Raw genomic sequence first — 19,274 nt, forward strand, 5'->3', positions numbered from 1 at the left:
GACCGCAGGCAGCGATTTGACGCACCGCGATATGACACAGAACAGTTGGCTACAGCTTCGATCGCTGTATCATATCGCTCACACCCGAGGGGAGGTGCTCTGCATGCCAGGCAAGACATTCGACGAGCTGATCGCGGCCGATGAGCCCATCGAGCCCACCGACGAGATGCCAGACGAGTACCGCAACACGCTGATTCGCCAGATCGCCCAGCACGCTCATTCCGAGATCATCGGCATGCAACCCGAGGGCAACTGGATAACCCGGGCACCGTCCCTGCACCGCAAGGCGATTCTGCTGGCCAAGGTTCAAGACGAGGCCGGCCACGGGCTCTACCTCTATGGCGCCGCCGAGACGCTCGGCATGGATCGGGCCGAGATGCTCGACCGCCTGCACACCGGCCGACAGAAGTACTCGTCGATCTTCACGTACCCCACGCTCACGTGGGCCGACGTGGGCGCGATCGGCTGGCTGGTCGACGGCGCAGCCATCACGAACCAGGTGCCTCTTTGCCGCTGCTCCTATGGCCCCTACGCCAGGGCCATGGTGCGTATCTGCAAGGAAGAGAGCTTCCACCAGCGCCAGGGCTTTTCGATCATGCTCGAACTGTGCAACGGCACCGCCGAACAAAAGGCGATGGCACAGGACGCCCTCGACCGCTGGTGGTGGCCTTCGCTGATGATGTTCGGCCCACCCGACGCCGAGTCGCCCAACTCGGAACAGAACATGGCGTGGGGTATCAAACGGTTCTCCAACGACACCTTGAGGCAGCGCTTCGTCGACCAGACCGTGCCCCAGGCAGATCTCCTCAGACTGACCATCCCAGACCCCGACCTGCGCTGGAACGACGACACCGGGCACTACGAAACCGGTGACGCCCCATGGGACGAGTTCTGGCAGACGGTCAAGGGCAACGGACCCGTCAGCCGCGAGCGCATGGAACGGCGCGTGGCCGCACACGAGAGCGGCCAGTGGGTTCGCGAGGCTGCCGAGGCCTACGCCGCCAAGCACGCCGCGGGTGAAGAGGCCGCAGCCTGATGTCGGATCATCTCGCCCCGGCCTGGGAAGTCTTCGTTCGCGCCAGGCGCGGCACCAGCCACGTCCACGTCGGCACCGTGCACGCGCCCGATGCCGAACTGGCGGTGCAGAACGCCCGCGACCTGTACACCAGGCGCAACGAGGGCGTCAGCCTTTGGGTCGTCCCGACCTCGGCGATTCTGGCATCGCAGCCCGAAGACGCAGACGCCCTGTTCGACCCGGCCGCCGACAAGGTCTATCGACACGCCGAGCACTATCCCCTGCCCGCCGAAGTCGACCACATGTGAGCTTCGGGTGAATCAACATCTGTTCACATACCTCGTACGCCAGGGCGATCGTTCACTGGTTTTGGCCCAGCGACTGTCTCAGTGGCTGACCAACGCCCACGAACTCGAAGAAGAGATGGCGTTGGGCAACATCTCACTCGACCTCATCGGCCAGACCCGCGCCCTGTTCACCTACGCCGCGCAGGTCGAAGGCCAGGGCCGAACCGAAGACGACCTGGCGTACTTCCGAAGCGACCGCGAGTTCACCAACCCCCTGCTGGTCGAGCAACCCAACGGCGACTTCGCCGTGACGATGGTCAGGCAGTTCCTTCACGACTCGTGGGCCGCCGCCTATTGGGACCTGATGCGCTCCAGCGCCGACCCCGCTCTGGCCGCCATCGCTGGCAAGGCCGTCAAGGAGACCGCCTATCACCTGCGACACGCCAGGTCGTGGGTGATTCGTCTCGGCGACGGTACAGACGAGAGCCACCGCAGAACCCAAGACGCCGTCGACCGGTTGTGGCGCTACACGGCCGAACTGTTCGAGGTCGACGAGGTCGAGACGGCGTTGCTCGAAAGTGGTGTCGCGGCCGACCCGGTTGAGATGAAGAAGCGCTGGACCGAGTCTGTCGAGGCCACTCTTGCCGAAGCCACCTTGGCCATCCCAGACCTGGCTGCTGCCGCCTTCTCGACCGGTGGCCGCCGGGGCATTCACTCTGAGAGCTTCTCGTACCTGATCGCAGAGATGCAGGTAGTGGCCCGCGCCCACCCCGGGGCCAAGTGGTGAGCCCTCTTCCCGACAAGGCACCCCTGGCTCTGGTCGAGTCGGTGGACGACCCCGAGCTGCCCCACGTCACCATCGGCGATCTCGGCATGGTGCGGTCGGTCGAGCTCGGCGCAGATGGTCGAGTTTCGGTGACCCTGACCCCCACGTTTACCGGTTGCCCGGCGACCCAGCAGATCGCCGACGACGTCGAGGAAGTTCTGCGCGGCGCCGGTTACGAGCCCGACGTCCGCTTTGCCTATGCCCCCGCCTGGACCACCGATTGGATCACCGAAGCGGGCAGGGCCAAGCTGGCCGCTGCTGGTATCGCTCCCCCTCCGTCAGGTGTTTCCGCAGGCGACCTGGGCGTCTTGCTCGACATGCCAGTCGCGTGCCCCAGATGTGGGTCGCGCCAGACCCGCCGTCAGTCCGAGTTCGGCGCCACAGCGTGTAAGGCGCCCTATGTGTGCAACGCCTGCAAGGAGCCATTCGAGTGGTTCAAGCCGCTGTGAACGCCACAGGTACAACAGGGTTCGCCGCGTGCCGCGTGGCGGCCGTCGAGCGCGACTGCGAAGATTCCGTCACCGTCACACTGCTGCCACCAGCGGGCCAGACATGGACCTTCGCACACGGTCAGCACCTGGTGCTGCGCCGCAATATCGACGGCACCGAGATACGCAGGAGCTATTCGCTTTGTTCGGGGGCTCCCGACGGCCCGCTGAAGGTCGCAATACGCCTGGTGCCCGGTGGGGCCTTCTCGACCTGGGCCAACACCGAGTTGGCCGCCGGCGACACAATCGAGGCGATGCCACCGGGCGGCAGGTTCACGCACGACCTCGAGCCCGAGGCCGCCAAGACCTATCTGCTCGTGGCCGGCGGGTCTGGCATCACACCGATCTCGTCGATTGCCGAGACCGTGCTGGCGGCCGAGCCCAGGGCGACCGTGACACTGCTATACGTCAACAAGACGACGGCGTCGACGATGTTGCTCGATGCCGTCGAGGGCCTGCGCAACAAGTACATGGGCCGTTTCCAGCTCTGGTACGCATTCACCCGCGAGGCCAGCGCGATCGAACTGCTCGACGGCAGACCCGATGCTGGACGGATAGTCCAGATGATCGAGCGTGACCTCCTGCCAAACAACGTCGATCACGCATTTCTGTGCGGGCCGCAGGGCCTCGTCGACGAGGTCACCAGCGGCCTCATCAGCGCCGGCGTCGACGCGTCCCGAATCCATCACGAGCTGTTCACCGCCGGTGAGGGCCGGCTTGGCCGCCCCGCTCCCCAGCCGGTTGTGGCGGGGGCCGAGCCGGTGGCCCAGGCGATGATCACCCTCCACGGCAAGACCACCACGGTTCCGGTGTTCGAGGGTGACACGGTCCTAGAAGCCGCCCAGAGGCAGCGCCCAGATGTGCCGTATTCGTGCCGCGCCGGCGTGTGCTCGACCTGTATGGCTCGGCTGGTCGAAGGCGAGGTCACGATGGACATCTGCCACGGTCTCGAGCCTTCCGAGGTCGAGGCCGGAAACGTGCTGACGTGTCGGTCTGTTCCCACCACGGCGGTGGTGCGGGTCGACTACGACGTGTGACCGAACGGGGTTGATCATGGCCGCTATCGAGATCGTCAAGCCGGCGGTGGATGTCGGGTTCCAGACAAACCGGTGGGCCGAACACGAGCCCTTCTGGCGCGACCAGGTCGGCCTGCCATACAACCACCTCTTGAAGGTCGGCGGCGGGGTGCACCAGCATCGCTTCGACCTTCACGGTGCCGTCTGCAAGGTCAACAGCGTGCGTGCAGACCTGGCCCTGGACGAGCCCACGGGCTACCACAGCCTCACCATCGCAGGGCCGGGTGGACGTTCCGGCCGCGTCGAGACACCCGATGGCACTGTCATTCAGATGGTCGAGCCCGCTTCGCTTCCCGACGGGATATGCACGGTCGTCGGCATCGACGCGACCAACGTTGCCGCTACCACCGATGCGCTGGCCGCGCTCGGCGCCGAACCAACTGCTGCGGGCATGCGCATCGGCGAGACGCTGTTGGATGTTCGGGCAGCACCCCATCGGGCTCCTACCAACGAGATGACCGCTGCAGGCTTGCGCTATCTGACGATCCAGATCGCCGACGTGCGTGCGGCTTTCGCCCACGCCCTCGACAACGGGTTGACCGAGGGACGAGCTCCCATAAGGCTGGGCGATGTTGCATTCTTCGCCATGGTGCGGTTGCCCGACGGCGACTGGATCGAGCTTTCGCAACGCGCCTCGCTGACCGGCCCTCTGCCCGACGACGCACCGCGCGGCTGAACCCGTTCTGCACTTGCTCTGAGGCAGGTCTCGGCAACATACTTGCAGCATGGCTGAAACAGATTTGGACCGGGTCGAGGCTGCACTCGACACCCTCCTCGCCGCGCACGATCCCAAGACCGAGAGCTACCAAGAGTTCAGGGGTCATCAGTTCGACGCCGGCCTCGCATGGGTCCAATTCCCCGAAGGCTCGGGCGGGCTCGGTCTTGCCCCACAGCTTCAGCGCGTCGTCAACCGGCGGTTGGCCGAGGCGGGCGCACCGGCAACCGAGCCGTCGCAGTTCTTCATGAACCTCGCTGGGCCCACCATCGCAACCCACGGCGACGACGCGGTCAAGCAGCGCTTCCTGCGTCCGATGTTCACCGGCGAAGAGCGCTGGTGCCAGCTGTTCTCCGAGCCCGGAGCCGGTTCGGACTTCGCCGGACTGGCCACGCGGGCGGTACGAGACGGTGACGAGTGGATCATCAACGGGCAGAAGGTCTGGAACACGCTCGCCCACATCGCCGACTGGGGAATGCTGGTCACACGCACCGATCCCAGTGTTCCAAAGCACCGGGGCATGACCTACTTCGCGCTCGACATGAAGGCTCCCGGTGTCGAGGTGCGTCCGCTGCGCCAGATCACCGGCGAGGCCGAGTTCAACGAGGTCTACATGACCGACGTCCGCGTACCCGACGCCCACCGCATCGGTGCCGAGGGCGAGGGTTGGCGGGCGGCTCTCACGACGCTCATGAACGAGCGCACCGCCATCGGCGGCAGCGGTGGTGGCGGCTCGCGCCCCAAGCGTGGGTCGGGCCCGATTGCCGCTTTGGTCGACGCATACAGGGAGAACCGCGACAACGTCTCGCCCGGCGCCCTCGACCAGGTGATGAAGCTGTGGGTGCGCTCCGAGGTATTCCGCCTCACCAACGCCAGGGCTGCCGAAGCTGCACGTTCGGGTAACCCCGGTCCCGAGGGCTCGGTGGGCAAGGCCATGTGGGCGATCCTCAACCAGGACATCTACACCGCTGCCATCGACATGCGCGGCATGGGCGGCCTGATCGGCGCCGACTACACGTTCAGGCGCCCCGAGTCGAGCGACATGGTCGGCGACAACGCGATTCACCCGTTCCTGCGGGTCAGGGCGAACAGCATCGAGGGCGGCACCACCGAGGTTCTCAAGAACATCCTCGGCGAGCAGGTTCTCGGTCTGCCCGGTGAACCGCGTCTAGACAAGGACGTTCCCTGGATCGAGGTGCCGCGCAGCTGACCGCTGTGGGATCATCGGGATTCCTTGCGACCCCAACCAGGAGTACCGAATGAGCGACGGTTACACAGTTTCACGTGAGACGACCATCGGTGCGGCGCCCGACGTCGTCTTTGCGCGCCTCCGTGACCTGACCACGTGGAACGACTGGTCTCCATGGGCCGCCATGGACCCGAACATGCAGAACACCTATTCGGGCGCCACTGGTCAGGTCGGCTCGAGGTCGGCTTGGAAGGGCAACCGCAAGGTCGGTGAGGGGTCGATGACCATCACAGGCCTGGACGAACCCAACCGGGTCGAGATCGACCTTCAGTTCCTGAAGCCGTTCAAAGCCCGCAACGACATCGTGTTCTCGCTAGCGCCGAACGCGGACGGAACCGACGTCGTGTGGGCCATGACAGGCAAGGTCACCTTGATGACACGGGTCATGGGGTTGTTGGGCAAGTCGATGGACAAGATGGTCGGACCCGACTTCGAGAAGGGTCTCGCCAGCCTGAAGGCCGTCGTCGAGTCCAACTAGGTAACCGGCCGCCTTCAGCTCGCCAGATGGGCGAAGTGCTCGCGAAGCTCGCGCTTGAGGATCTTGTTCGAGCCGGTCTTGGGGATCTCGTCCATGAACTCGACCAGCCGGGGCACCTTGTAGCCGGCTAGATGTTCGCGGGCATAGGCCTGCACCGCATCGGTGTCGAGCCCTGCTCCTTCGCCCTGCACGATGATTGCCAGAACGGTCTCGCCCCAGTCTTCGGACGGCACACCGATGACCGCCACCTCGTATATGTCTGGGTGCAGTTCGAGAGCGGCCTCGATCTCGGCGGGGTAGATGTTCATGCCGCCCGAGATGATCATGTCCTTCTTGCGGTCGCAGATGAACAGGTAGCCCTCATCGTCGCGATAGGCGATGTCGCCCACGGTGTGCCAGCCGTCGCGGTCGTCTGCTGCGTATTTTTCGTCGGCCTTGTAGTAGGTGTCGAAGACCGACGAAGCGCGAACGAACAGCTCGCCGGGCTGGCCCACTTCTGTGACCTCGTTGCCGTCTTCGTCGAACAGCTTGACCTCGACCAACGGGGCCGGCTTGCCGCAAGACCCTGGCTTTCGCATCTGATCCTCTGGAGCCAGCACACAGTTGACCCCCATCTCGGTCGAGCCGTAGACCTCCCACAACGACTCGGGCGGAAAGTCCTCGATGTACGCCTGCTTGAGCGCAAAGGGCCAAGGCGCCGCGTTGGCGACCATGATCTTCATGCTCGACGTGTCGTACTTGGCCTTCACCTCGGCGGGCAGGTTCACGACCATGCGGATGGGCGTGGGGGCAGAGAACGTCGACGAGCACTTGTATTTGTCGATCAGGCGCAGCCAGTCTTCGGCATCGAACTTGTGCTGCAACACGATGGTGTTGCCCAGCACATGGGCGATGTTGGCGAAGCCGCCCGGCCCCGAGTGATACAGCGGTCCGCAGGTGATGTAGACGTCGCCGGGGCCGTACCCGATGAGCTGCAGCAACCCCGCACTCTGCTCGTTGGAGGCGGTTCGGTGCCTGACCGCACCCTTGGGATTGCCGGTGGTGCCAGAGGTGTAGATCATGGTTCCCGAGGTCGACTGATCTCGCTGTGGGGGCGATGCGTCGCCCAGGAAATCGGCCTCTGAGATCTGGCCCGACCCGGCTACCGGTTCGCCGCCGAAGATCACCACCTTGCGCACGTTCTCGAAGTGGCCCTTGATGCGGTCGAGCATGTGGGCGAACTCGGCGTCGGCCCAGATGACCACCGAGTCGCTGTTGTTGACTACGTAGACAGACTCTTCGTCGGTCAGGCGATAGTTGAGCGGAACGCTGATGAGGCCGGCCTTGCGGGCCGCGTGGCTGAACGACATGACCTCTAGCGAGTTCTGCCCCAGCCACATGACCTTGTCGCCGGGCTCGACACCCAGATCGAGGAGTCCGTTTGCGATGCGGTTCGTGTACTGGTCGAGTTCGGCGAACGTGATCTGGCGCGGTTGCTGGCCGGGACGATCGTCGATGATCGCGATCTTGTCCGGGTTTGCGGCCGCGTGGGCGGTGATCAGGTCGGGTGTGACATCGGTCATGTCGCACAGTCTGGCCCAACACCGGCCTGGCCACCCAAGCGGGGCAGCACATCGATCGGCGGCGGCCTACCGTTGCGCCGTGACCGAAACAATCGCCATCGTTGCTGGCGTCATGCTGATTGCGGTGTCGTTCGCCGATCTGGTGAACACCCTGGTGTCTACCTCGACTTCACCGGCTCGATGGTGGCCGTCGCGTGTCATCGGGATGACCCTGTTCGCGTCGCTGCGCGCGGTTGCGAGGCGGATCCCAGGCGATCGTCCGGCACGCGAGCGCATGCTTGCCGCCTTTGGGCCCCTGCTGGTCATCGCGCTTCTGGCGTCGTGGGTGTTTCTCCAGATAACCGGGTTTGCCCTGGTGTGGTGGGCGTTGGGTGGTATCTCGAACGTGTCGACGTTCGGCGACGATTGGTACTACTCGGGCGTCGTCTATTTCACCGTCGGGTTCGGTGAGGTCGTTCCGACCGAGGTGATCCCCAGGAGTGGAGCCCTGTTCGAGGCGTTTGCCGGCGTGGTGACCGTGGCTCTGGTCATCGGTTATCTGCCAACGCTGTATTCGGCCTACTCCGAACGCGAGCGCCAGTTGATAACCCTCGATGCCGGAAGCACCGAGCGCATCACCCCCACCGAGTTGGTGAAGGCCTGGGCGCCCGATGCCGACCCCAAGAAGCTCGACGCCAAGTTCGCCCAGTGGGAGCAGTGGGCGGCGGGCATCCTCGAGACCCATTCGTCGGTGCCGCTGCTGGCGATGTTTCGTTCGCACGATCGTCAGCAGAATTGGGTGACCGGTCTGGGCCTTCTGTGCGATGCCGCATTGCACGCACAGATCATCAATGGGGCGACCGACGGCTACGCGTTCTGGTTCTTGCGTCGGGCCGAGGCGATCTTCAAGGAGCTGACCCAGGGCCATGACCTTTCGGAGTACGAGACCGCTTTGGTGGAGGGCTCCAACGAGGACATGTTCCGGTTCTTGTACGACGATCTGACAGCCCATGGGTTTGACCTGCGGCCCTATGAGGAGGCGGCCGATTACACACGTCAGGCACGTATGACGTTTGCTCCGGCGCTCGAGTACATGATCGACTTCCTGGTGTGCCCGAGGGGATTCTGGGCCCACGAGTCGACCGTCAAGGCATGGTCGAGCGAGCATCAGATCGCTCGCTTCAACGACTGAGCCGAGCGATTCTGCCCTCAGCAGAATCGAGCGGGCGTGCCGGGGTTCGCCTCCACAATGTCGCCATGACGAGCAGCCTCTACGACCGTTTGATGGAGCGTCGGATCCTGGTGCTGGGTGAGGAGGTGACCAATGACAGCGCCAACCGCCTGGTGTCGCAGCTGTTGTTGTTGTCGGCCGACGATCCCGAAAGCGACATCTGTGTCTACATCAACTCGCCGGGTGGTTCGGTCATGGCCGGGTTGGCCGTGTACGACACGATGCAGCTGATCCCCAACGATGTGGCCACGGTGGCGGTGGGGTTGGCGGCCAGCATGGGGCAGGTGATCTTGTGTGCGGGCTCGCCCGGAAAGCGGTTCGCGCTGCCCAACGCCCAGGTTCTGATGCACGAGGGTTCGGCCGGATTGGCGGGCTCGGCGGCCGACGTGGCGATACAGGCATCGAACCTGATGGCCACCCTCGACCGGATGAGGCGGATAATCGCCCGCCACACCGGGCATTCACTGGATCAGGTCGAGCGAGATGTGGGCCGCGACCGCTGGTTCGATGCAGTCCAGGCCCGCGAGTATGGCTTTGTCGATCACGTCGTCGATCACCTCGATGCGATCGTGCCCAGGCGAATAACCAGGCAGGTGGGACTGGTGGCCGGTGCCGAGGTTGCGCGATGAGCAGCTACACGATTCCGACGGTCGTCGAGACCACACCCAAGGGCGAGCGGGCCTTCGACGTCTTCAGCAGGCTCTTGTCCGAGCGCATCGTCTTCGTCGGAACGCCGATAGACGACGGGGTCGCCAATGTGGTGGTGGCGCAGATTCTCCACCTGGCGGCCGCGGCCCCTGACCAGGACGTTCACATCTACATAAACTCGCCGGGCGGTTCGTTCAGTTCGGCGATGGCGATCTACGACACCATGCAGTTCGTTCGCTGCGATGTAGCCACGATGTGTGTGGGGCAGGCGGCATCGACCGCTGCGCTGCTGCTGGCTGCGGGAACCAAGGGCAAGCGCTCGGCGCTACCCCACGCCCGGGTGTTGCTGCATCAGCCACATGCGGCGTTGAGCCGAGGCTCGATCACCGACTTGGCGCTGGAGGCCGAGGAGATGGAGCGGATCCGCAGCGAGGCCGAGGGTGTTCTGGCCATTCACACCGGGCGCGACGCCGCCCAGATACGCAGCGACACCGAGCGGGCTCTGATTCTGCGCAGCGCGGCTGCGGTCGAGTATGGAATCGTCGACAGGGTTATGGAATCAGGCGGCGAGCAGACGCATGACGGTGTTGCCTTGCGACCTGAGCCGTAGGCGGCCCGCAGCACGCTCGAGCACGTCGGCGACCTCGATGCCCAAGCTGCGGCACACGGCATCGAGCAGGTCCGACGAGACTTCCTTTCGGCCGCGCTCGACTTCGGACAGGTACTGAAGCGAGACCCACGCCTGCTCCGCGACGTCGGCCAGAGTGCGGTCCTGGGTGCGGCGTTCTTCTCGCAGGACCTGGCCGACGGCCTCTCGGGCCTTTGATGGCCGAGGCTCGGGGAACTCGATGATCTGACCTTCGTCGCTGCGGTCTGTCATGCCACGACGGTACCAGCGCGGGGTGCGAGGCCAGTGGCGACGGCCGCTAGCGTGCGTTCATGCAGCATCACGACCTGGTTGATCTGACGGCCGGCCCGCCGCCGCCCGAGTGGGGTGTCACGGTGGACCTGGCGGCGTTGTCTCGCCTGGCCGATGCATGGTCGAACGACTCGTTCTCGATGCCGGACTTCAGCTACCCCGGCACGCCCGCGTCTCGTGACGAGAGTTGGTGGTTCGACTATGTGACGCTCGCCGTGTCGGTGTTGGCGTGCCTTTGGCCCCCGGCCGGCAACGAGGTTTGGCACTGCGAGATGGACGGACAGTGGCTCGACGATGCCCCGGGGATCTTCTCGGTCTTCACCAAGGGGCTCGGGTCGGGTGGCTTGGACCTGGCGGCCATGTCGACGATGTCCGACGATCACGGCGCCTCGCTGTTCGCCGGCACGGGAACCCTGCAGCTGATACCCGAGCGGGTTGACCTCCTGCGGCGTGTGTCCACCGTGCTGATAGAGCGCTGGGATGGCTCGGCGTTGAACCTGGTCGACGCCGCGGGCCGCGATGGCCACCGCATCGCCGACCTCCTGACCGACACTGTGCCCGGGTACCAAGACCGCCCGGTGACCGAGGTTGGTGTTCTGCCCTTCGACAAGCTGTCGCACTTGGCGGCCGCGGTGATGGCAGCGGGCGTGGGCTGGGACGCCGCAGGCTTCTCGGGGTACGACGACTTCGCCGTGTACCCCGACTACATGCTGCCCCGCGTGTTTCGCCACTTCGGGGTGTTGGTCTATACCCCTGCGCTGGCCGCGGCCATCGACAGCCGCACCGAGATCGCAGCCGAGTCGGTCGAGGAACACGCCATCAGATGGGCCACGGTGTACGCAGGTGCGGCGCTCAAGCAGGCTCTGGCCCAACGCGGCAACGATGTGCCGGCTCCGGCCCTGGACTATCGGTTGTGGTCGGAGGCCGTCTTGGGTCCGCAAGCGGCCACCTTCGGCGAGCACCATCGCACCGTGACCATGAGGTACTGACCTTCGCCGGCGCGCTCAGGCGGGGTTGAGGTTGACCTCGGTTGCCTTCACCGATGCCCACACCGACGAACCCTGCCTGAGGCCCATCGACGATGCCGCTCCCGGTGTTATGTCGACGCTGAGCCGCAGCGGGTCGCCGAGCATGATCCTGGTGATGTCGCCGAGCGGTTCGATGGTGGCGATCGAGGTTGGCCAGGCGTTGCGCGGACTGCCGTGAGGTTGCTGTGAATGCAGTGCAATGGCGTTTGGAGCGATGGTTATAAGCACTGCGCCGTCGGTCTGCGTGTCTGCGCTCTGCAGGCGCTGGTCGACACCTTCGATGGTCAACACGCCACCAGAGTTCACACCGTTCAACAGGTTCAGACCCGCCAGCGCGGCCACATAGGTCGTGGCAGGCCGCATTCTGATGTCGTCTGGAGTGCCGGTCTGGCTGATCCTGCCGCCTTCGATGACACATATCCGATCGGCGAGCAGGAACGCGTCGGTCGGGTCGTGGGTGATCAGCAATCGAGGCCCGCGATAGTGCTGAAGGTGCGATGCCAGGGTGCGGCGCAGGCTGGTGCGGGTGGCAATGTCCAGAGCTGCCAATGGCTCGTCGAGCAGCAGCACCTCGGGATCGGCGGCAAGGGTTCTGGCCAGGGCGACCCTTTGGGCCTGGCCTCCCGACAGCTCCGACGGTCGACGAGAGGCCAAGTCGACCAGATCGAGCCGATCGAGCCATGTTTGTGCTGCGGCGCGAGCCTCGCCTCTGCCGAGGCCACGGCACTGTGGACCGAATGCGATGTTGTCTCGAACCGTCATGTGTTCGAACAGCAGGTACTGCTGAAACACCACTCCGACCCGGCGATGTTGGGGTTCGACGAAACACTGTTGAGACGGATCGTCCAGAACCCGGCCCGCCAGCGTGATCTGCCCACGGTCTAGGGGCAGTAGGCCCGCCAGGACCTCGACAGTCGTCGACTTGCCCGAACCGTTGGGGCCTAGCAGAGCGACCGTGGTGCCGGGGTCGATGTCGAGTTCGACGTCGAGATTGAACGTTTCGCCTCGCCTCACCACGATGTGGGCGGCGAGACCCTCGTTGTCGGTGCGGCCGCTCACTGCCGCCCCCACCATCGATCGCGCAAGGCGACCAGAACCACCAGCGAAATCGCCACCAGCACCAGGCTCACGGCCACCGCCACGTCGCGGTCGCTCTCGAGAGCGACGAACACTGCCAGGGGCAGTGTCTGGGTTCGTCCCTGCAGATTTCCAGCGAAGGTGACGGTGGCCCCGAACTCGCCTAGTGCGCGGGCCCACACCAGCACCGCGCCGGCCTTCAGCGAGGGCGCGATCATCGGCAGGGTCACCCGCCGAAACACGGTCAACCGTGAGGCGCCGAGTGTTGCCGCCGCGCGTTCGTAGCCGGCGTCGACGCTGGACAACGCCCCCTCGACGGTGATGATCAGGAAAGGCATCGCCACGAACGTGTTGGCCAAAACGACGCCCCAGATCGAGAACGGCAGCAGGAAGCCGGTGGCGTCGTTCAGCGGCTCGCCCACCAACCCGCGCCTGCCAAACGCGAACAGCAGGGCTGCACCGCCAACCACGGGAGGCAACACCATCGGCAGCGTCACAACGGCCCGCAGCACCGAACGACCCGGAAAATCGACCCGAGAAAGCACCCAGGCCAGGGGAACACCCAGCACCAGAGATATAGCCGTCGCCGCCACCGAGGTGAACAGCGACAAGCCGAGAGCATCGACGACGACGTCGGACCTGACGATCGACACCAGATCGCCCCAGGGAGTTCTGGCCGCGAGGCCCACCAGCGGCACGGCAAACAGCGCGGCGCCCACCATTGCCAGCATCAGCAACGGCCACGGTGGGTGTTGACGAACGCGGCGCTTGGCCGTGGGCGCCACATTGGGTGTCGGGTTCAGCATCGCCGGTTCACCTGGGTTATGAGCCAGGGGCCGGACGATACCCGAACCCGGTGGCGGGCCGTCAGCCTCGTTGCGGTTTCCAGTAGCCCCGAACCGAAGTGCGCGTGCGCTCGACCCCCAGGGCATCGAACAGCCGCTTGCGGATCGCCTGCATCGCCGAAGCCTCACCTGCCGCCCAGACGTGGACTCCCTCGTCGAGGTGAGCGACTGCGTCGACGACTTCGACCAGTCGACGGCCGGCAACAGCGCCGGGCTGTGTCACGTGCCAGCGAACATCGAACCCGAGGTCCAGCACGGCGCCAGGATCGATTACCTCGACGTGGGCCTCTACCGACAGGCCGGCCTGGGCGGCGAGACCGGCAAGTTGTCTCACTGCGGGTATCGCGGTCTCGTCGCCCAAGATCAGCAGGCTGCGGGCGGCATCGGGCAGCTCGTACCCACTTCCGGGCCCCGATATGGCCAGCGGGTCGCCCGGTTGGGCCGTCTCTGCCCATCCCGAAACCGCGCCACCGGGGTGGCGCACCACCCAGAACTCGATCAGGCCCGAATTGGCGTCGACCACGACGGGAGTAAACGTGCGCAGCAAGGGTCTTTCGCCGTCTGGCATGAGGAATTCGTTGCCGTTCCACTGTGGCAACACGAGCCGATCACCTGGCGCGGGGACCAAAACGCGGATGCTGGCCGCAGGCTCGGGGGTGGCAAAATCGCAAAGCTCGGATCCGCCGGCCACGACCCGCAGCATTCGAGGGCCGAGCTCTTCGACTTCGGCCACAGACGCGGTCCTGAACGGTGGCGGCTCACGTCGGGTCCGGATGGCCCCTCGCGCCCCTTGGTCTGGCATCGCTACCTCCGCTCGATTGCATCGAAGTCGAACGGATACATCATGCCCGAAAAGCACCCTAGAACATACGTAATCGGATACGTATAATGGCGTGATGGACTTGATGGAGCCAGAACCCGATCTTCCGTCGTGGACTTTCCTCACCAACTACGCCCACGTGTTGATCGCGATCGACCGCAATCCCGAGCTTCGTCAACGCGACATTGCGCACGCCGTCGGACTCACCGTCGGAGCGGTGCAAAAGATAATCAACGAACTGGAGCGGGGTGGGTATCTGTCGCACGAAAAAGTCGGCAGGCGCAACCGCTACCAGATCAATCCCGACCTTCCCCTGAGACACCCGCTCGAGAACACCCACAACGTGGGCGAACTGCTCGAGAGCCTGGCCGACAGCGGTAGCTGACCCGGGCAGGCGATTGCCCGGCTAGCTACGAAGCACTCCGTCGGTGATGTGGACCGTGCGGTCGCAATAGTCGGTGATGCGCTCGTCGTGGGTCACGACGATGGCCGCCGTCTTTCGCGACTTCATCTCGGTGCGAATGAGTTCCATGACCTGGGCGCCGAGTTCGGTGTCGAGAGCCGAGGTGGGTTCGTCGAACAGCACCAGCCGCGGTTCGTTCATGAGGGCGCGACCTATGGCCACCCGCTGCTTTTGGCCGCCCGAGAGTTGCGACGGCAGGTTCTTGGCCCGATCGGAAAGGCCGAGTTCTTCGAGCAGGCGGTCGGCGCGATCGCGTGCCGGCTTGCCTTGGCGGCGGCCCATCTCGTCCACCACCAGCAGATTCTCTCGAGCGTTCAGGAACGGCACGAGGTTGACCGACTGGAATACAAAGCCGACCTGGCTCTGTCGAAACCGCGTGAGCTCGGAGTCTGAGTAGTCGGTGATCTCTTCGCCGCCGACCCTCACAGACCCCTCGGTGGTCGACAAGATGCCGCCGGCGATCGAGCAGAGAGTGGTCTTGCCCGAGCCCGACGGCCCGACCAGCGCAACGATCTCGTCCTCGCCCAGCGTCAGCGTGGCGTGATCGAGCGCCACGACCTCGTCGTCGCCCACTTGGTAGACCTTGCGGACGTCTGACATCTGGAGTGCGGGTTCGGTCATTTCAACTCCCGAGGGCCGAAGCCGGGTCGATACGAAGAACGCGGCGCAGCGAGAACGCACAGCCCGCCACCGCCGCAACCAACAGCAACAAGACGCTCGACGCAATGCGTCCGGGTGAGATGTACAGGGGTATGGATCCCGGGCCGATCAAGAGGTCGAGCACCACTGCCAACACGCCGGCGATCGCCGAAGCCACCGCAGTCACCACCACGGCCTGCAGTACGAGCCCTGCGAAGATGCTTCGAGAGCGGGCGCCGATGGCCTTGAGCACTCCGTACAGCCCCGTTCGTTCGACGGTGATGAGGGCGAAGAACAACGCAATGACCACAAGCGCGATCACCACGGTGACCCCGAGGATCTGGTTGAAGGTGCTCTGCTGCTCGGTAACGCCGGGAATCTCGTTGATTGCGTCCTGGACACTCAGCGCATAGGCGCTGCCAGCCAGCGCAGAGTCGATCTGGTCGATCAGTTCGGCTGCGTCGACGCTCGACCTCACAGCCAGGGCCTGCACGGTGCCTTCGGCCAGTCGCGCACCGGGCCGGTTCTGGGCCAGTACCTCCTGCCAGGTGGAGATGTTGGCCCACAGGCCGCCTTGACCGTTGTAGGCCGTGTCGTCGACCCAACCCACCACCTTGATGGGTGTGCGGGCCGGGCCCACCAACAACTCGTCGCCCAGTTCGACCCCATCGGCCGAGAGAACCTCGTCGGCGTAGGCCTCGCCGTCGCCCGGCGGTGCCGGCAGCGACCCGGTGGGGAGCTCGTAGCCCCACAGAGCGACGCTGGCCAGGTCGCGAGGGCCATTGCCGGGAACGCGGGCGCCCAGAAGCGATACCCCGAGGCCCCCGACCTCTTCGACACCGTCGAGCTGTTCGATCTGGATGCGCGTCTGTGCATCGACGCGACTCCGCAGGAACGACGCCTGCGAAGACTCCGAGAACACGATGGCCTCGGCATCCTGTGCTCGAAGGGCCCCGGTCGACAGCCGGATCAGGCCGTCGAGCAGGCCGCCCAGGAACATCAGCAACAAGGCGATGAGGGCCAAGATCGCTGTTGCCGAGACGAAGCGGCTCGGCTGGCGCAGCAGTTCCTTCCACGCGATCTTCATCGGTTGGCACCTCCGGTGGTCGCCTCGATGGGATCGATGGCCAGAACCCGCCTCGCCGACAGCAGCGAGCTGCCCAAGCCCAGCACTAGGAGCAAGACACCCCAGAAGACCACGGCCGGGGTTTCGAAGCGCAGCGCAATACCGCCCAGCCGTTGCTGAGAAAGGGGCGTGTACATCAGCACTCCCAGGGCGAAACCGGCCGCAACGATGATCACAGCCTGGGTCAACAGGGCTGAAACCAGTCGCTTGCCCGGCGCCCCGATGGCGCGCAGCAGGGTCAGGCTCGGCGACTTCTGAAGCGTGACGATGAGGAAGAACAAACCGACGATGCACGGGATGACCAGGCCGTACAGCAGGAAGATCACGGCGAATGACTGCCGAACCTGAGCCACGCCGGGCGTTTGGTCGGCGGCATCGTTCTTGGTGAGCGCGTCGAGGTCGTCCGACAGCGCGTTGACCTGCTCGACGAGTCCGTCGGCATCCAGACCACCGCGCGGTGCCATCGCCAACACGTTGGGCAAGGGCTCACCCGCGTCTGGGTTGGCCGACTGGACCGACTGAACGTAGGTGTCGTACAGAACGAACAAGGTCGGTCCGGCGTTGAGCTGCGAGTCTCGCGCCAGACCCACAACGGTCAGTTCGAGGCCGCCAGGTTCGACGAGCACCGTGTCTCCGAGGTCGAACCCCAAGTCGGCATCGGCCTCGCTGGCTACGGCCTCTCCGCCCGACTGGGCCAGACGCCCCTCGACGATGTTGTCTGGCGCACCCAATGACGCGTCCTCGAAACCCCAGATGGTGGTTTCAGACAGCGAGCCGTCGCCTGCGGTGACGCTGAAGGTTCCCTGACCGATGCGGCCGATGGACGCAACATCGGACAATCCGCCGACCTGCTGCTCGAGGTCTGGTGTGATGACGCTGCCCTGCACGACCCGCTGACCGTCGACGGTGTAGACGAGAACCGGCGCCGACTGGTTTCGAATGGCGCCGACGAACGAGGTGAGCAAGCCGTTCTGCAACGACTGCTGGAACAAGATCAAGAAAACCAGGAGACCGATCGCGGCGATCAACAGGCCAAAGCGGGCCTTGGCACGCGTCATCTCCTTCAAGGCCAAGAACATCGATCGATCATCTCCTGTTCGGGCCCAGTCAACGTCGGGCGGTCGTAACTAATTCCCGTCCATGCCAGGATCTTGTGATGCAACCGCTGCGAATCATCGAACTCGAGAATCTGGCCGATCGAGACCCTGCCGGCGCTCTCGTCGCAAACGTCGATCTGGTCATCGTCCGCTACGACGACGAGGTCTCGGTGATGTACGGACGCTGCCTGCACCGCGGAGCCCTGATGTGCGACGGCAAGGTCGTCGGCAACGATCTTCTGTGCGGACTTCATGGCTGGGACTATTGCTATCGCACGGGTATCAGCTCGTACGACAACTCCGAACGGCTGCACAAGTTCGGGTCTTGGATCGAAGACGGTGGCGTGTTCGTCGACGAGGACGAGATCGCCGAGTGGGAGCGCCAGAACCCCCAGCCCTACGATCGGGATGCCTACCTGGGTCGTTATGCCGACCCCCATGGCACCCCGGACGAGCCCCACGTCGGTTCGATCCAATCGTTGGCGAGAGGTGGGCTCGAGCGCACCGGCCACCACGGCCCCGTCGCAGCGATGGGCGTGCCACACTCGAAGCTGCCGGCATGGGACGACATTCAGTTCGTCACCGCACAGCTGGCAAGACGACCTCTGCAGGACGACCATCACGTCGAATCGACGGTGAACATCGGGCCCAGAGCCCAGAAGCCGCTGCGCCTCGACATACCGATCTTCGTCTCCGACATGAGCTTCGGCGCGCTGTCGGCGGAGGCCAAGGTCGCTCTGGCTACCGGCGCGGAGCGAGCGGGTACGGGCATCTGTTCTGGCGAGGGTGGCATGCTGCCCGACGAACAACAGGCGTGCTCGAGGTACTTCTACGAACTGGCGTCCGGCAAGTTCGGATGGGACATCGCGAAGACGCGTGAGGTTCAGGCCTTTCACTTCAAGTTCGGCCAGGGGGCCAAGACGGGCACGGGCGGTCATCTGCCCGGAATAAAGGTGAAGGGACGCATCGCCGAGGTGCGAGGGCTCGAACCCGGAACTCCCGCCGTGTCGCCCGCGACCTTCACCGACATCGAAACGCTGGACGACTTCAGGCGCATAGCGGATGAGGTTCGGGCCGCATCGGGCGGGATACCCATCGGCGCCAAGCTGTCGGCGCAGCACATCGAAGCCGACATCGACGCTGCCCTGGCCATAGGCGTCGACTACATCATCCTCGACGGGAGGGGTGGTGGAACCGGGGCCGCACCGCTGCTGTTCAGAGACAACATCTCTGTGCCGACCATTCCGGCGCTGGCCCGCGCCCGCCGGCACCTCGACGCATCGGCCCCCGACGTCACGTTGGTCATCACGGGCGGGCTACGAACCGCCGCCGACTTCGCCAAGGCGCTGGCGCTGGGCGCCGACGCCATTGCAGTGTCCAACGCGGCCATGCAGGCCATCGGTTGCCTGGGCATGCGGGCGTGTCACACCGACAACTGCCCGGTGGGAATCGCCACCCAACAAGAACACCTGAGGGCACGTCTCGATGTCGAACAATCGGCAGCGCAGCTAGCCAGTTTCTTGACCTCGTCGGTCGAGCTGATGAAGGTGCTGGCCCGCGCTTGCGGCCACGACAGCCTCAGCGACTTCGAAGCGAGCGACCTGACGACCTTCGACCGCGACATGCACTTCCTGACTGGCATCGCCTTCGGTGGGGTCGGGATCTGAGACGATCGGGAAGGCACGACCGGCCTAGGTTGTTTCTAG

Annotated in this window: 22 protein-coding genes; 14 read left to right on the plus strand and 8 right to left on the minus strand. The window is 64.9% G+C overall.

The genetic code is table 11. The features are described 5' to 3' along the window. The first annotated feature begins 103 nt into the window (after window positions 1–103). Genes paaA through R2770_17470 form a run of 8 tightly spaced genes read left to right on the plus strand, consistent with a single transcriptional unit; the run spans window position 104 to window position 6,134 of the window. Window positions 104–1,036, plus strand: coding sequence for a 1,2-phenylacetyl-CoA epoxidase subunit PaaA (paaA, locus tag R2770_17435; protein ID MEZ5282247.1), 933 nt, complete (start codon window positions 104–106; stop codon window positions 1,034–1,036). Continuing rightward, on the plus strand, window positions 1,036–1,323 hold the full coding sequence (gene paaB / locus R2770_17440; protein ID MEZ5282248.1) for a 1,2-phenylacetyl-CoA epoxidase subunit PaaB: 288 nt from the start codon (window positions 1,036–1,038) through the stop codon (window positions 1,321–1,323). Before paaA ends, paaB begins: the two co-directional genes overlap by 1 nt. Before the next feature lie 7 nt (window positions 1,324–1,330). Then, the gene (gene paaC / locus R2770_17445; GenBank protein MEZ5282249.1) at window positions 1,331–2,089 is read left to right on the plus strand and encodes a 1,2-phenylacetyl-CoA epoxidase subunit PaaC; all 759 of its coding nucleotides are present in this window, start codon (window positions 1,331–1,333) and stop codon (window positions 2,087–2,089) included. Next, complete coding sequence (paaD, locus tag R2770_17450; GenBank protein ID MEZ5282250.1) at window positions 2,086–2,577, plus strand: 1,2-phenylacetyl-CoA epoxidase subunit PaaD; 492 nt, start codon at window positions 2,086–2,088, stop codon at window positions 2,575–2,577. Before paaC ends, paaD begins: the two co-directional genes overlap by 4 nt. After that, entirely contained in the window at window positions 2,532–3,653 is a 1,122-nt protein-coding gene (locus R2770_17455; protein MEZ5282251.1) for a 2Fe-2S iron-sulfur cluster-binding protein, read from the plus strand. The genes paaD and R2770_17455 overlap by 46 nt, the downstream gene beginning before the upstream one ends. Before the next feature lie 16 nt (window positions 3,654–3,669). Beyond that, window positions 3,670–4,368 carry a hypothetical protein gene (locus R2770_17460; protein MEZ5282252.1) on the plus strand — a complete coding sequence of 233 codons (699 nt, stop codon included), beginning with the start codon at window positions 3,670–3,672 and terminating at the stop codon, window positions 4,366–4,368. A gap of 49 nt (window positions 4,369–4,417) precedes the next feature. After that, entirely contained in the window at window positions 4,418–5,617 is a 1,200-nt protein-coding gene (locus R2770_17465; protein ID MEZ5282253.1) for an acyl-CoA dehydrogenase family protein, read from the plus strand. 49 nt (window positions 5,618–5,666) lie between these two features. Further along, complete coding sequence (locus tag R2770_17470; protein MEZ5282254.1) at window positions 5,667–6,134, plus strand: SRPBCC family protein; 468 nt, start codon at window positions 5,667–5,669, stop codon at window positions 6,132–6,134. A 14-nt stretch (window positions 6,135–6,148) separates the two neighbouring features. Here R2770_17470 and R2770_17475 read toward each other — a convergent pair whose 3' ends face one another. After that, window positions 6,149–7,696, minus strand: a complete 1,548-nt coding sequence (locus tag R2770_17475) for an AMP-binding protein (GenBank protein ID MEZ5282255.1) — start codon at window positions 7,694–7,696, stop codon at window positions 6,149–6,151. 79 nt (window positions 7,697–7,775) lie between these two features. Between R2770_17475 and R2770_17480 the strand changes: the two genes are divergently transcribed. The 3 genes from R2770_17480 to R2770_17490 all read left to right on the plus strand — a co-directional run bounded on the left by R2770_17480 (window position 7,776) and on the right by R2770_17490 (window position 10,164). Next, window positions 7,776–8,867 (plus strand): potassium channel family protein, encoded by a 1,092-nt coding sequence (locus R2770_17480; protein ID MEZ5282256.1) that lies wholly within the window; start codon window positions 7,776–7,778, stop codon window positions 8,865–8,867. A 65-nt stretch (window positions 8,868–8,932) separates the two neighbouring features. Beyond that, on the plus strand, window positions 8,933–9,535 hold the full coding sequence (locus tag R2770_17485) for an ATP-dependent Clp protease proteolytic subunit (GenBank protein MEZ5282257.1): 603 nt from the start codon (window positions 8,933–8,935) through the stop codon (window positions 9,533–9,535). Further along, the gene (locus R2770_17490) at window positions 9,532–10,164 is read left to right on the plus strand and encodes an ATP-dependent Clp protease proteolytic subunit (protein ID MEZ5282258.1); all 633 of its coding nucleotides are present in this window, start codon (window positions 9,532–9,534) and stop codon (window positions 10,162–10,164) included. Before R2770_17485 ends, R2770_17490 begins: the two co-directional genes overlap by 4 nt. Here R2770_17490 and R2770_17495 read toward each other — a convergent pair. Then, on the minus strand, window positions 10,114–10,434 hold the full coding sequence (locus R2770_17495) for a helix-turn-helix transcriptional regulator (protein MEZ5282259.1): 321 nt from the start codon (window positions 10,432–10,434) through the stop codon (window positions 10,114–10,116). The genes R2770_17490 and R2770_17495 overlap by 51 nt on opposite strands. Before the next feature lie 59 nt (window positions 10,435–10,493). Here R2770_17495 and R2770_17500 point away from each other — a divergent pair, with 59 nt between their 5' ends. Then, on the plus strand, window positions 10,494–11,462 hold the full coding sequence (locus R2770_17500; protein ID MEZ5282260.1) for a queuosine salvage family protein: 969 nt from the start codon (window positions 10,494–10,496) through the stop codon (window positions 11,460–11,462). Window positions 11,463–11,477: 15 nt separating this feature from the next. Here the strand turns inward: R2770_17500 and R2770_17505 are convergent, their stop codons facing one another. The 3 genes from R2770_17505 to R2770_17515 all read right to left on the minus strand — a co-directional run bounded on the left by R2770_17505 (window position 11,478) and on the right by R2770_17515 (window position 14,156). Then, window positions 11,478–12,560: an ATP-binding cassette domain-containing protein gene (locus tag R2770_17505; GenBank protein MEZ5282261.1), complete on the minus strand. Its 1,083-nt coding sequence runs from the start codon at window positions 12,558–12,560 to the stop codon at window positions 11,478–11,480. After that, the gene (locus R2770_17510) at window positions 12,557–13,384 is read right to left on the minus strand and encodes an ABC transporter permease (protein MEZ5282262.1); all 828 of its coding nucleotides are present in this window, start codon (window positions 13,382–13,384) and stop codon (window positions 12,557–12,559) included. The genes R2770_17505 and R2770_17510 overlap by 4 nt, the downstream gene beginning before the upstream one ends. A 61-nt stretch (window positions 13,385–13,445) precedes the next feature. Continuing rightward, window positions 13,446–14,156 carry a siderophore-interacting protein gene (locus tag R2770_17515; GenBank protein ID MEZ5282263.1) on the minus strand — a complete coding sequence of 237 codons (711 nt, stop codon included), beginning with the start codon at window positions 14,154–14,156 and terminating at the stop codon, window positions 13,446–13,448. Between the two features lie 163 nt (window positions 14,157–14,319). On the opposite strand from R2770_17515, the gene R2770_17520 reads away from it, so the two are divergent. After that, window positions 14,320–14,628: a winged helix-turn-helix domain-containing protein gene (locus tag R2770_17520; GenBank protein ID MEZ5282264.1), complete on the plus strand. Its 309-nt coding sequence runs from the start codon at window positions 14,320–14,322 to the stop codon at window positions 14,626–14,628. Window positions 14,629–14,649: 21 nt separating this feature from the next. Here the strand turns inward: R2770_17520 and R2770_17525 are convergent, their stop codons facing one another. The 3 genes from R2770_17525 to R2770_17535 are packed head-to-tail and all read right to left on the minus strand — an operon-like array spanning window position 14,650 to window position 17,550. Beyond that, window positions 14,650–15,327: an ABC transporter ATP-binding protein gene (locus R2770_17525; protein ID MEZ5282265.1), complete on the minus strand. Its 678-nt coding sequence runs from the start codon at window positions 15,325–15,327 to the stop codon at window positions 14,650–14,652. Window position 15,328: 1 nt separating this feature from the next. Beyond that, a complete protein-coding gene (locus tag R2770_17530; protein MEZ5282266.1) occupies window positions 15,329–16,432 on the minus strand; it encodes an ABC transporter permease in 1,104 nt (367 codons plus the stop codon). Next, window positions 16,429–17,550, minus strand: a complete 1,122-nt coding sequence (locus tag R2770_17535) for an ABC transporter permease (protein ID MEZ5282267.1) — start codon at window positions 17,548–17,550, stop codon at window positions 16,429–16,431. Before R2770_17535 ends, R2770_17530 begins: the two co-directional genes overlap by 4 nt. A 77-nt stretch (window positions 17,551–17,627) precedes the next feature. Here R2770_17535 and R2770_17540 point away from each other — a divergent pair, with 77 nt between their 5' ends. Further along, entirely contained in the window at window positions 17,628–19,235 is a 1,608-nt protein-coding gene (locus R2770_17540) for a glutamate synthase-related protein (GenBank protein MEZ5282268.1), read from the plus strand. Window positions 19,236–19,274 lie beyond the last annotated feature (39 nt).

The organism is Acidimicrobiales bacterium, from assembly GCA_041394185.1.
GTDB lineage: Bacteria > Actinomycetota > Acidimicrobiia > Acidimicrobiales > Poriferisodalaceae > JAAETH01.

Excerpts from the sequence above, each read along its gene's own strand:
- R2770_17465 (MEZ5282253.1), top strand. The coding sequence starts at position 4,418 with ATGGCTGAAACAGATTTGGACCGGGTCGAGGCTGCACTCGACACCCTC.
- R2770_17495 (MEZ5282259.1), bottom strand. The coding sequence starts at position 10,434 with ATGACAGACCGCAGCGACGAAGGTCAGATCATCGAGTTCCCCGAGCCT.
- R2770_17535 (MEZ5282267.1), bottom strand. The coding sequence starts at position 17,550 with ATGTTCTTGGCCTTGAAGGAGATGACGCGTGCCAAGGCCCGCTTTGGC.
- R2770_17530 (MEZ5282266.1), bottom strand. The coding sequence starts at position 16,432 with ATGAAGATCGCGTGGAAGGAACTGCTGCGCCAGCCGAGCCGCTTCGTC.
- R2770_17485 (MEZ5282257.1), top strand. The coding sequence starts at position 8,933 with ATGACGAGCAGCCTCTACGACCGTTTGATGGAGCGTCGGATCCTGGTG.
- paaA (MEZ5282247.1), top strand. The coding sequence starts at position 104 with ATGCCAGGCAAGACATTCGACGAGCTGATCGCGGCCGATGAGCCCATC.
- R2770_17470 (MEZ5282254.1), top strand. The coding sequence starts at position 5,667 with ATGAGCGACGGTTACACAGTTTCACGTGAGACGACCATCGGTGCGGCG.
- paaB (MEZ5282248.1), top strand. The coding sequence starts at position 1,036 with ATGTCGGATCATCTCGCCCCGGCCTGGGAAGTCTTCGTTCGCGCCAGG.
- R2770_17510 (MEZ5282262.1), bottom strand. The coding sequence starts at position 13,384 with ATGCTGAACCCGACACCCAATGTGGCGCCCACGGCCAAGCGCCGCGTT.
- R2770_17525 (MEZ5282265.1), bottom strand. The coding sequence starts at position 15,327 with ATGACCGAACCCGCACTCCAGATGTCAGACGTCCGCAAGGTCTACCAA.
- R2770_17460 (MEZ5282252.1), top strand. The coding sequence starts at position 3,670 with ATGGCCGCTATCGAGATCGTCAAGCCGGCGGTGGATGTCGGGTTCCAG.
- R2770_17520 (MEZ5282264.1), top strand. The coding sequence starts at position 14,320 with ATGGACTTGATGGAGCCAGAACCCGATCTTCCGTCGTGGACTTTCCTC.
- R2770_17500 (MEZ5282260.1), top strand. The coding sequence starts at position 10,494 with ATGCAGCATCACGACCTGGTTGATCTGACGGCCGGCCCGCCGCCGCCC.
- R2770_17490 (MEZ5282258.1), top strand. The coding sequence starts at position 9,532 with ATGAGCAGCTACACGATTCCGACGGTCGTCGAGACCACACCCAAGGGC.
- R2770_17475 (MEZ5282255.1), bottom strand. The coding sequence starts at position 7,696 with ATGACCGATGTCACACCCGACCTGATCACCGCCCACGCGGCCGCAAAC.
- R2770_17540 (MEZ5282268.1), top strand. The coding sequence starts at position 17,628 with ATGCAACCGCTGCGAATCATCGAACTCGAGAATCTGGCCGATCGAGAC.